Source organism: Providencia sp. PROV032, from assembly GCF_028484875.1.
GTDB classification, from domain to species: domain Bacteria; phylum Pseudomonadota; class Gammaproteobacteria; order Enterobacterales; family Enterobacteriaceae; genus Providencia; species Providencia rettgeri_E.
In genome coordinates this window covers 51,232-62,399 of sequence record NZ_JAMPSX010000016.1, presented here as the reverse complement: position 1 = coordinate 62,399, position 11,168 = coordinate 51,232, and the positions used below count along the sequence as shown (strand labels likewise).

Genomic DNA, 11,168 nt, shown 5'->3' with positions numbered 1-11,168 from the left:
AAAACCTTATTCAGTGCTGAGTTAATATCCTCATTATCTCTGCCTATCAGTTAAGAGTAGATTAACAAAACGGGAATTTAATAAAGTGATCTAAATCACGAAAACATCAAGCTGACTCCTTTCAGCATGTGTATATCTGCACAAGTTGAATAAATGTTGTTCATCTATTACTTAATTTAATATTATCAAAACAATATGCGAAGATAATTTATGTATGCCTAACTAAATACTGAGCAAATTTAGCAAGTTAAAGAAAATACTGTTTTGCTCAAGGAAATTAATAACATCAGTGGTAAAATTATAAAAGATATCAATGAATCTCTAAAGAGAACTGCTTAAGGAAATAAATGGGTGAGTAGCGCATTACTTGATTTATCGGGTTATATAAAATTCTTTATTGGCTTGTTTGCACTTGTGAACCCAGTTGGCATTTTGCCTGTGTTTATTAGTATGACAAACTATCAAAGTAATGCCGGGAGAAATAAAACTAACACGATTGCAAATACATCAGTTGCTATCATTTTATGTACATCATTATTAATTGGTGACTCAATCCTGCAATTGTTTGGTATTTCAATTGATTCTTTCCGTATTGCTGGCGGAATTTTGATAGTCACCATTGCGATGTCGATGATTAGCGGTAAAATTGGTGAAGACAAACAGAATAAGCAAGAAAAAACAGAAACTGCGGTTAGGGATAGCATTGGTGTTGTTCCTTTGGCCTTACCTTTGATGGCAGGGCCCGGGGCAATAAGTTCTTGTATCGTTTGGTCATCTCGTTGGCATGGTTGGCAAAACTTTTTAGGTTTAGCCTTAACGAGTATCGCCTTTGCTTTTTGTTGTTGGTTATTATTTCGTTCAGCGTCTTTATTGGTTCGGTACTTAGGTCAAACAGGGATCAACGTGGTGACGCGTATCATGGGTCTCTTACTGATGTCGCTGGGGATAGAGTTTATTGTGACCGGGGTTAAAGCGATATTCCCAGGCTTATTGTAATCTAATTTCTTCTCTTTTTGTGGCTGCAAACCAAAGCTATTTGCAGCCATATCTATTGTTCGTTCCTATCGTATTACACACATCAATTCTGCTTTTCAGATAGTTTTAATTCGCTTATTAAAATTTTAGTTATCAATAATCACACATTAAAAAAATGATCCCTGTAATTATATGTGGCATTTTTTACTAAAACAGGGATAAAAAGTAAGGAATTGTGAGCTACGTAAATTTATTCACTATTCTAATTGGCGTTTGTTAATGATATGTTTTGGGTGTGAGTTTGAAGTCTATTTTGTGTCACATGATTGTTTTTTTATAATGCATTGTAATTTAAGAGTAATTTAATTTTTTCAACTGGTGTTTTTTAAAATTTCCAAAATTTCAGCTGGGAAATGTTAATAAATTGTTTTTAGTGTTAGGGCGTAAAGTGGGTTGCCTATAAGGAAGTAACAGTCTTAGGGCTTAAATATCAGCGTAAATAAGGTTGCTAATGAGGTTATAGCGCCATCAATGAATCGTGAGGGATAGGATGTTCAAATCAACACTTGGTTATGGTGTGCTCTCGTTATTATTTGTTGCGTTACAAGCAAATGGCACGGAAAAAGTAAAACAGGTAATCACAATTAATAATGGCTCAGAGGTGACATCTCTTGATCCCCATAAAGTGGAAGGGGTGCCAGAAAGTAATGTGATATTAAACTTATTAGAAGGCCTAGTGTATACAGATATAGACGGAAAGGCAGTGCCAGGCGTTGCCAAAAGTTGGACCAATCAAAACTACACTTCTTGGATTTTTACTTTGCGGGAAGATGCAAAGTGGAGTGATGGCTCACCGGTAACCGCTGAAGATTTTGTCTATAGTTGGCAGCGTTTATCTGACCCCAATACAGGCTCTCCTTACTCAAGTTATCTACAAAATGCGTATATTTTAAATGCAGATGCGATTTTAGCAGGGAAAATGCCTGCAACAGCGCTGGGTGTGAAGGCGCTTGACTCGCAACATTTACAGGTTACTTTAAGCCACCCAGTACCTTATTTTGTTGATATGCTTTCACATACTTCTATGAAACCCGTGAAAAAATCTGCAATTGAACAGTATGGGGACAAGTGGACACAGCCTCAAAATTTTATTGGGAATGGGGCATACGTATTGGATAAATGTGTGGTGAATGAACGTATTGTGGTCAAACGAAATCCATTTTATTGGGATAATCAAAATAGCCGTATTGAACAAGCGACCTTTTTAGCAATTAGCTCCGAAGTGAGCGATATTAATCGTTACCGTAGTGGTGAAATTGATATTTCAAATTCTGCAATCCCACCTGTTTTATATAAAAAAATGCAGCAAGAAAGGCCCAATGAATTATATGTTCGACCCTATTTGTGCACATTCTATTATGAAATAAATAATCAAAAAGCACCGTTTAATGACCCACGAGTACGCGAAGCAATAAAATTAGGATTAGATCGAGAAATAATTACCCATAAAATTATCGCGCAAGGGCAAAAAGTCGCTTATGGTTTTACGCCAAGCTTTATTAATAATGGTGACTTTACATTGCCGGAATGGGCTAATTTATCAGCAGAGCAACGTTATCAGCGTGCTAAAGATTTACTTTCACAAGCGGGTTATAACAAAGAAAACCCATTGAAATTTGATTTATTGTATAACACTTCAGATCAAAACAAGCAGCAAGCGATTGTTGCGGCATCGATGTGGCAGAAAAACATTGGTGCGCAAGTGACGTTGCAAAATCAAGAATGGAAAACATCATTACAAAGTCGTCATGAAGGACATTACGATGTTGCTAGGGCAACGTGGTGTGCAGATTACAACGAGCCTACTGCATTTTTGAATATGATGTTGTCTCAAAATAGTAATAATACCGCTTTTTATAATAATTCGGACTTTGATGCCTTACTTGAGCAAGCGTTGACAGCTCCAGATCCTTCATCTCGCCATGCAATTTACCAACAAGCCGAAGCCTTGCTAGACAAGGATTCGGCTATTGTTCCTGTTTATTATCGCGTGAGTGCTCGAATGATAAAACCGAGCGTGCGTGGATTTAAAGGCAATGACCCCCTTGATTATACGGATATTAAACGGTTATATATAAGTGAACCTAATTAATAATATCTAAATAATTATAAAAAGTGTTCACCTACTGGGTGAACATGTATCAACACACAATCATAATAATTATGTATGGGAGTAACCGATAAGATGAGTAAATTAATCAATAAATCGATTATTGCACTTAGCGTAACGGCTGGGCTGGCAATAGGCTCTATAGCAACAAGTTTTGCAGCAACGGTTCCCGCAGGTGTTGAGCTGGCTGAAAAACAGGTAATGGTTCGTAATAATGGTTCCGAGCCTCAATCATTGGATCCACATAAAATCGAAGGGGTGCCGGAATCTGCTTTAGCGAGGGACCTTTTTGAAGGGATCACGATTGTAGGGCCTGATGGTGAAATATTACCGGGTTCAGCAACAAGCTGGGAAAATAAAGATTTTACGGAATGGACATTTAAAATTCGCGAGGGTGCCAAATGGTCTAATGGTGACCCTGTCACCGCAGAAGATTTTGTGTACAGTTGGCGACGATTAGCGGATCCTGATACTGCATCACCTTATGCCAGTTATTTACAATATGCCCATATCAATAATATTGACGATGTTATCTCTGGAAAGAAAAAACCTGAAGAACTTGGTATTAAAGCTCTCGATGACAAAACCTTAGTTATTACTCTTAGTGAAGCTGTTCCTTATATTCCGAAACTATTAGCACACTCATCTATGTCCCCAGTCAATAAAAAAACCATTGAACAACATGGGGCGAAGTGGACGCAACCCCAGAACTTTGTGGGTAATGGAGCATATAAATTGAAGGATTGGACGGTCAATGAACGTATTGTCTTAGAGCGTAGCCCAACCTATTGGGACAATGCGAATACGGTTATTGACCAAGTGACTTTTTTACCTATTTCTTCAGAAGTTACAGATGTTAACCGCTATCGTAGTGGTGAAATTGATATGACATACAGCAACTTACCTATCGAGCAGTTTAAAAGCTTACAAAAAAACATGCCGAATGAGTTACGGGTAAGTCCATACTTGTGTACTTACTATTATGAAATTAATAATGAAAAACCACCATTTAACGACCCACGTGTACGTGAAGCGTTAAAGCTTTCTATGGATAGAGATACGATTACGTACAAAGTTAAAGCTCAAGGGGATATTCCTGCGTATGGTTTCACTCCACCATTTACCAGCGGAATGAAATCAGAAAAACCAGATTGGTACGCGAATATGACACAAGAGCAGCGTAATGAAAAAGCGAAACAGTTGCTAGAAGAAGCGGGATATAACAAAGGGAATCCGCTAAAATTCAATTTATTATATAACACCTCAGACTTACATAAGCGTATCGCGATTGCAGCGTCTTCTATGTGGAAGAAAAATATTGGCGCGGAAGTGAAACTAGAAAACCAAGAGTGGAAAACATTCCTAGATAGCCGGCATCAAGGCAACTATGATGTTGCACGCGCGGGGTGGTGTGCGGACTATAACGAGCCTTCATCCTTCCTCAATATGTTACTTTCCTACAGCAGTAATAATACCGTTCATTATAAAAATACCGATTTTGATGCCGTGATGAAAAAGACATTGCAAGTCAAAACGGATGATGAACGCGCAGAACTCTATCAACAAGCCGAAAAATTACTCGATAACGACTCCGGTGTTGTTCCTCTTTACTACTATGTTAATACGCGTTTAGTGAAACCTTATGTAGGGGGATATAGTGGCAAAGACCCATTAGATAACCTGCATACTAAAGATTTATATATTATTAAACACTAATAAAAGTTGCTCTGGCTCCATTGATTGGGGCCAGATATTCGCCTATTTGGGCAATAGAAGTAGGAAAGAGCGATGTTGAAATTTATTTTTCGTCGGTTGTTAGAAGCCATTCCGACTCTTTTGGTTCTGATTACCATTTCGTTTTTCATGATGCGATTAGCACCGGGGAGCCCATTCACTGGCGAGCGGAAATTGCCACCGGAAGTGATGGCAAATATTGAAGCTAAATATCATCTAAATGACCCAATGTATAAGCAGTACTTTAATTATTTAATTCAGCTTTCAAAAGGTGACTTCGGACCCTCATTTAAGTACAAAGACTACAGTGTGAATGATTTAGTGGCTAAAGCATTTCCTGTTTCTGCAAAATTAGGGGCAACCGCGTTTATTGTTGCTGTTTTATTTGGGGTATCTGCCGGGGTGATAGCCGCACTCAACCAAAATACCAAATGGGACTTTACAGTCATGGGGTTTGCCATGACGGGGGTTGTTATTCCAAGCTTTGTTGTGGCACCGTTATTGGTGCTGATTTTTGCCATTCACTTGAAATGGTTCCCTGGTGGTGGATGGGATGGCGGGAACCTAAAACATATGGTTCTGCCCATGGTTGCGCTTTCATTAGCGTATATTGCGAGTATTTCCCGTATTACACGCGGTTCGATGATCGAAATTATGCATTCTAATTTTATTCGTACTGCCCGTGCAAAAGGGTTACCACTAAGAACTATCATTTTACGCCATGCCCTTAAACCTGCGTTGCTTCCTGTGCTTTCCTATATGGGCCCCGCCTTTGTAGGGATAATTACAGGGTCAATGGTCATTGAAACCATTTTTGGGTTACCGGGGATCGGCCAACTCTTTGTTAACGGAGCACTTAATCGTGATTATTCGCTGGTATTGAGCTTAACAATTTTAGTTGGGGTACTGACAATTGCATTTAATGCGATTGTCGATGTTTTGTATGCCGTTATTGACCCTAAAATTCGTTACTAAGTCGGAGAAACACGATGCTATCGAACCAGAAAAATAGTGAAGCTCTGGCGAACTTTTCAGAGCAGCTCGATATTGAAGGGCGCAGTTTATGGCAAGATGCCCGGCGCCGTTTTATGCACAACCGTGCGGCCATTTTCAGCTTATGTGTCTTGTTTTTAATTACGTTGTTTGTCATTTTTGCGCCCATGTTGTCGCCTTTTTTGTACGACGATACCGATTGGGAAATGATGTCAATGCCTCCTGATATGGTCAGTGGACATTATTTTGGTACCGATGCTTCAGGCCGAGATCTATTAGTGCGTGTTGCCATCGGTGGGCGAATTTCCTTAATGGTTGGGGTGGCTGCGGCACTAGTCGCTGTGGTAGTAGGGACTTTGTACGGTTCATTAGCTGGCTATGTAGGTGGAAAAGTGGATTCCATCATGATGCGTATATTAGAAATTTTAAACTCCTTCCCATTTATGTTTTTTGTGATCCTATTAGTCACATTGTTTGGTACCAATATTTTACTGATATTTGTGGCGATAGGAATGGTGTCATGGTTGGATATGGCGCGTATTGTTCGCGGGCAAACACTTGGATTAAAGCGTAAAGAATTTATTGAAGCAGCGCTTGTTTGTGGTGTGAGTACGCGGCAGATTATTCTGCGACATATTGTCCCTAACGTTTTAGGGGTGGTCGTGGTATACGCTTCACTATTAGTTCCAAGTATGATTTTGTTTGAATCATTCTTAAGCTTTTTAGGCTTAGGGACACAAGAACCGTTAAGTAGTTGGGGGGCTTTATTAAGTGATGGGGCGAACTCAATGGAAGTCACTCCGTGGTTGTTATTGATCCCTGCTGGTTTTTTAGTCATCACGCTATTTTGTTTTAACTTTATCGGTGATGGGCTGCGTGATGCGCTCGACCCGAAAGATCGCTAGAGGGAATAATATGTTAAATAACTCAATGAAAAGCCCTCTGTTATCCGTGAATGATCTCAGTGTGACATTCGCGACCCAAGATGGTGATGTGACGGCAGTGAATAAATTGAATTTTGAGCTAAGTGCTGGGGAAACGCTTGGCATTGTTGGCGAATCAGGTTCAGGAAAATCACAAACCGCGTTTGCTCTCATGGGCTTACTCGCCAAAAATGGCAAGATTAATGGCTCAGCCATGTTTAATGGCCGTGAGATTTTGAACTTAAGAGAAAAAGAATTAAACCGTATGCGTGCGGAAGAGATTTCAATGATTTTCCAAGACCCAATGACATCATTGAATCCGTATTTGAAAATTGGTACTCAACTGTCGGAAGTGCTCATGTTACATAAGGGCATGAGTAAAAGAGCGGCTTTCGAAGAGTCAGTTCGGATGTTAGATGCCGTTAAAATGCCAGAAGCACGTAAGCGGATGAATATGTATCCACATGAATTTTCAGGAGGTATGAGGCAGCGAGTCATGATAGCAATGGCATTGTTATGCCAACCAAAATTGTTAATTGCTGATGAACCCACGACTGCACTTGATGTGACAGTACAAGCGCAAATCATGACGTTGCTCAATGAGTTAAAACATGAGTTTGATACGGCGATTATTTTGATCACCCATGACCTTGGGGTCGTCGCAGGGGTATGTGATAAAGTCCTCGTGATGTATGCGGGACGCACGATGGAGTACGGTACCGCTAAAGACATCTTTTATCACCCATCTCATCCATATTCACTTGGTTTGTTAGCTGCTGTTCCGCGCCTTGATGGTGATGATGAGAGTTTAGCTACCATTCCCGGTAACCCGCCTAATTTACTACGTTTACCCAAAGGCTGTCCATTTTCACCTCGTTGCCAATATGCGGTTCAGCAATGTATTGACCAAGAACCTGCATTAACCACATTTGGTCAAACTCGGTTACGTGCCTGCTTTAAGCCGCTGGAGGAGTTGGTATGAGTACTCATGAAAATCGACCGGTATTGTTAGAAGTGAATGACCTTAAAGTCCACTTTGAGATCCGAGATAAAAAACAGTGGTTTTGGCAACCAAATAAAAGCCTTAAAGCAGTAGACGGTGTAACACTGCGTTTATATGAAGGTGAAACATTAGGTGTCGTCGGGGAATCAGGGTGTGGTAAATCCACTTTTGCTCGGGCACTCATTGGGTTAGTGAAAGCAACGGATGGTACGGTAAGTTGGCTTGGGCAGAATTTATTAGGTAAAACTGATAAAGAGTGGCGTAGCGTTCGCAGCGATATCCAAATGATTTTCCAAGATCCACTGGCTTCGCTTAATCCGCGAATGACCATCGGTGATATTATCGCAGAGCCATTAAAAACCTATCATCCTAAAATGCCACCATCACAAATCACAGAAAAAGTGAAAAAAATGATGATGCGGGTTGGCTTATTACCTAATTTGATTAACCGCTATCCCCATGAGTTTTCGGGGGGGCAATGCCAGCGTATCGGTATCGCAAGAGCATTGATTTTAGAACCTAAACTCGTGATTTGCGATGAGCCAGTTTCTGCATTAGATGTGTCAATTCAAGCACAAGTTGTTAATTTATTGCAAGAGTTACAACGTGAAATGAAATTGTCGCTGATCTTTATTGCGCACGACTTGGCGGTTGTTAAGCATATTTCTGACCGTGTATTAGTGATGTATTTGGGACATGCTGTGGAACTTGGTACCTATGATGAGGTATATAATAATCCCTTACACCCTTATACACGCGCATTGATGTCAGCTGTGCCTGTTCCTGATCCTGATAAAGAAAAAAATAAGGTAATAGAGCTTTTAGAAGGTGAATTGCCATCGCCAATTAACCCACCTTCAGGTTGTGTATTTAGAACTCGTTGCCCATTAGCAGATGAAGAGTGTGCAAAAACAAGGCCGTTATTAGAAGGAAGCTTTAAACATGCGGTGTCTTGTTTGAAAATTGACCCACTGTAATGGTTTTCTCATGATGGTCAAAAGGGGGCTTTTGCTTTAATTAATCTAAAAGGGACGAAACGTCCCTTTTAATCAACTACTTCTTCCAAAAAATATGGTGAAATGGTTTAGAAGGGTGGCGGCTAATTAATACGCGAGCAAAAATATCGTCTAATTCGGCGTCAGGGCTTTGAGCTAACCCAATAACCACCTCACTTAATTGGTTTAAATCAAGCTCTTCGGTAATCATCTCTTGCCAATTAAGGGTAACAGGAACAATTTCTGCGGCACCTAACTCTTCAAACTGCAAAGCAAAAATTAATTGGTCAGCGGGCTCTAAATTATCCATTGCTCCGTCAAGAAAAAGGTCATAAGCCATTTCAATGATGTCATCTTCATCGATTAAAGGTGTGTTTTGTATTTCAGTCATGACCTTTCCTAATTAACTTAATTTATAACAATGGGCTAAAGAAGTAGCAAATGCGCTCAACAACGCGGTTCCAGAATGGGCGTTGTTCCCACTCTTCGATTTCTAAACGCGTTGAACGTGCAATATAATCATACTGAACTAGCGTGAGATCGCTACCAAAACTTTTATCATCAATGACTACGGTGATTTCAAAATTGAGCCATAAGCTACGCATATCAAGATTCACTGAGCCGACAAGGCTAAGCTCACCATCAACCAATACGCTCTTGGTGTGCAATAAGCCATCTTCAAATTGGTAAATTTTAACGCCAGCAGCTAATAATTCACTATAAAATGAGCGGCTTGCCCAGCGAACAAGGAATGAGTCATTTTGCCTTGGCATAATAATACTAACATCGACACCCCGCATTGCTGCTGTACAAATTGCATGCAAAAGGTCATCGCTAGGCACAAAATAAGGGGTAGTCATGATCAGTTGTTTGCGTGCAGAGAACATTGCAGTCATCAGCGACTGTTGAATCAACTCATCAGGGAAACCTGGGCCTGAGGCGATAATTTGAGTTGTATGCCCATTCGCTTGTTCAAAAGGCATAATATTACTGTCAGGCGGTGGTGGAAGTACGCGTTGGCCAGTTTCCATTTCCCAGTCAAAAGCATACACAATGCCTAATGTGGTACTCACAGGGCCTTCCATCCGCACTAAAATATCAACCCATTCGCCAACCCCTGCATCTTGTTTAAAATAACGCGGGTCAACCATATTCATACTGCCTGTATATGAAATATAGTTATCGATAACGACTATTTTACGGTGTTGACGTAAATCCATTCGACGCAAGAAGAAACGCATCAAATTAACTTTTAGCGATTCTATAAATTCAATACCTGCCGCGCGCATTTTTTCAGGGTAATCGCTACGGAAAAAATGCCAACTTCCCGCGGAGTCCACCATAATTCGGCACTTAACCCCCCGTTTAGCGGCGTTGAGTAATGCTTCGGTAACCCCATCGACTAAACCACCAGGCTGCCAAATATAGAACACCATTTCAATCGAGTGCTGAGCATTGTTGATATCATTGACAATCGCTTTTAATGAATCTTCACAAGTGGTTAGAAGTTGAATTCTATTACCTTTAACCCCAGCAATGCCTTGGCGCTTTTCAATTAACTGAAATAATGGCTCAGCAACAGGGCTGTTATCAGTGGCAAAGATATGTTTTGAATTCCGTAAATTTTCTAACCAAGTAGCGACAGAAGGCCACATGTCACGCGCTTTATCAACCCGGCGTTTACCAAGGTGAAGCTCACCGAAGGCAATATATGCAATAATTCCGACTAATGGCAGAATATAAATGATCAGGAGCCATGTCATGGCTGAGGTGACAGGCCTTCTTTTGACTAAAATGCGGACGGTAATTGCTGCAATAATTAGCCAATATAGGAAGAACAAAAGCCAACTCATAAGTGTATAGACGGTTGCCATAACGGGTCAGATGCCTCACTAATAAGAAAAAAGGTTCGGAAAAAGATAATTTAGCTAAAAAAACTGTTAGCAAAATATCAACTTAATAGAATTTAGCAAAATTTTGCAGTAAAAGCTTTGTGAAATAGAGGAATTCGTTAGGAAATAATAGTTTCTTAAATTGATATTACCTTGATGAAATCAAAGGAAGCGTGCTAAGCCGACAGAAAAACTTCCTCTTGGTTCTTTTTTTCAAAGGAATATAATATTTTTTTCCACTAATTTTTAGACAATAAAAGGACACGATTAAATGAGACGTAGTAGGCATGAAGTAGGGCGTTGGCGTATGTTAAGACAATCCCTACGTCGCCGTAGACGCTGGTTAGAAGGGCATTCTAGGCGAAACATGCGCATCTATGCAATGCGTAAAATTGATATTTACCATCGTCGGCATTCCCTGCTTTTTACTCAATGGATTGAGTAAGGTTATTACAGCGTACACTCACATTTTTCACTTTGTAT

At 40.1% G+C, this 11,168-nt stretch carries 10 protein-coding genes; 8 read left to right on the top strand and 2 right to left on the bottom strand.

Going from position 1 to position 11,168, the window contains the following annotated elements; genetic code table 11:
• Positions 1–351: 351 nt before the first annotated feature.
• The 7 genes from PSF42_RS11965 to oppF all read left to right on the top strand — a co-directional run bounded on the left by PSF42_RS11965 (position 352) and on the right by oppF (position 8,775).
• On the top strand, positions 352–996 hold the full coding sequence (locus PSF42_RS11965) for a YchE family NAAT transporter (protein ID WP_004254112.1): 645 nt from the start codon (positions 352–354) through the stop codon (positions 994–996).
• Between the two features lie 529 nt (positions 997–1,525).
• Positions 1,526–3,127, top strand: a complete 1,602-nt coding sequence (locus tag PSF42_RS11960) for an ABC transporter substrate-binding protein (RefSeq protein ID WP_272680068.1) — start codon at positions 1,526–1,528, stop codon at positions 3,125–3,127.
• Between the two features lie 93 nt (positions 3,128–3,220).
• Positions 3,221–4,861, top strand: coding sequence for an oligopeptide ABC transporter substrate-binding protein OppA (gene oppA / locus PSF42_RS11955; RefSeq protein WP_125893087.1), 1,641 nt, complete (start codon positions 3,221–3,223; stop codon positions 4,859–4,861).
• Between the two features lie 72 nt (positions 4,862–4,933).
• The gene (gene oppB / locus PSF42_RS11950; RefSeq protein WP_102138645.1) at positions 4,934–5,854 is read left to right on the top strand and encodes an oligopeptide ABC transporter permease OppB; all 921 of its coding nucleotides are present in this window, start codon (positions 4,934–4,936) and stop codon (positions 5,852–5,854) included.
• A gap of 14 nt (positions 5,855–5,868) precedes the next feature.
• Complete coding sequence (gene oppC, locus PSF42_RS11945; RefSeq protein ID WP_125893091.1) at positions 5,869–6,777, top strand: oligopeptide ABC transporter permease OppC; 909 nt, start codon at positions 5,869–5,871, stop codon at positions 6,775–6,777.
• Between the two features lie 10 nt (positions 6,778–6,787).
• Positions 6,788–7,777 (top strand): ABC transporter ATP-binding protein, encoded by a 990-nt coding sequence (locus PSF42_RS11940; protein ID WP_125893092.1) that lies wholly within the window; start codon positions 6,788–6,790, stop codon positions 7,775–7,777.
• A complete protein-coding gene (gene oppF, locus PSF42_RS11935) occupies positions 7,774–8,775 on the top strand; it encodes a murein tripeptide/oligopeptide ABC transporter ATP binding protein OppF (protein ID WP_004254119.1) in 1,002 nt (333 codons plus the stop codon). Before PSF42_RS11940 ends, oppF begins: the two co-directional genes overlap by 4 nt.
• 76 nt (positions 8,776–8,851) lie before the next feature.
• On the opposite strand, the gene PSF42_RS11930 is transcribed toward oppF, so the two are convergent.
• Positions 8,852–9,184: an HI1450 family dsDNA-mimic protein gene (locus tag PSF42_RS11930; RefSeq protein WP_125893095.1), complete on the bottom strand. Its 333-nt coding sequence runs from the start codon at positions 9,182–9,184 to the stop codon at positions 8,852–8,854.
• A 22-nt stretch (positions 9,185–9,206) separates the two neighbouring features.
• Positions 9,207–10,667, bottom strand: a complete 1,461-nt coding sequence (gene cls / locus PSF42_RS11925) for a cardiolipin synthase (RefSeq protein ID WP_125893097.1) — start codon at positions 10,665–10,667, stop codon at positions 9,207–9,209.
• Positions 10,668–10,956: 289 nt separating this feature from the next.
• Here cls and PSF42_RS11920 point away from each other — a divergent pair, with 289 nt between their 5' ends.
• Positions 10,957–11,130: a YciY family protein gene (locus PSF42_RS11920; RefSeq protein WP_004254127.1), complete on the top strand. Its 174-nt coding sequence runs from the start codon at positions 10,957–10,959 to the stop codon at positions 11,128–11,130.
• The last annotated feature ends 38 nt before the right edge of the window (positions 11,131–11,168 follow it).

Coding starts and splice junctions, on each gene's coding strand:
- oppB (WP_102138645.1), top strand. CDS start 4,934: ATGTTGAAATTTATTTTTCGTCGGTTGTTAGAAGCCATTCCGACTCTT.
- oppF (WP_004254119.1), top strand. CDS start 7,774: ATGAGTACTCATGAAAATCGACCGGTATTGTTAGAAGTGAATGACCTT.
- oppA (WP_125893087.1), top strand. CDS start 3,221: ATGAGTAAATTAATCAATAAATCGATTATTGCACTTAGCGTAACGGCT.
- PSF42_RS11960 (WP_272680068.1), top strand. CDS start 1,526: ATGTTCAAATCAACACTTGGTTATGGTGTGCTCTCGTTATTATTTGTT.
- PSF42_RS11940 (WP_125893092.1), top strand. CDS start 6,788: ATGTTAAATAACTCAATGAAAAGCCCTCTGTTATCCGTGAATGATCTC.
- oppC (WP_125893091.1), top strand. CDS start 5,869: ATGCTATCGAACCAGAAAAATAGTGAAGCTCTGGCGAACTTTTCAGAG.
- PSF42_RS11920 (WP_004254127.1), top strand. CDS start 10,957: ATGAGACGTAGTAGGCATGAAGTAGGGCGTTGGCGTATGTTAAGACAA.
- PSF42_RS11930 (WP_125893095.1), bottom strand. CDS start 9,184: ATGACTGAAATACAAAACACACCTTTAATCGATGAAGATGACATCATT.
- cls (WP_125893097.1), bottom strand. CDS start 10,667: ATGGCAACCGTCTATACACTTATGAGTTGGCTTTTGTTCTTCCTATAT.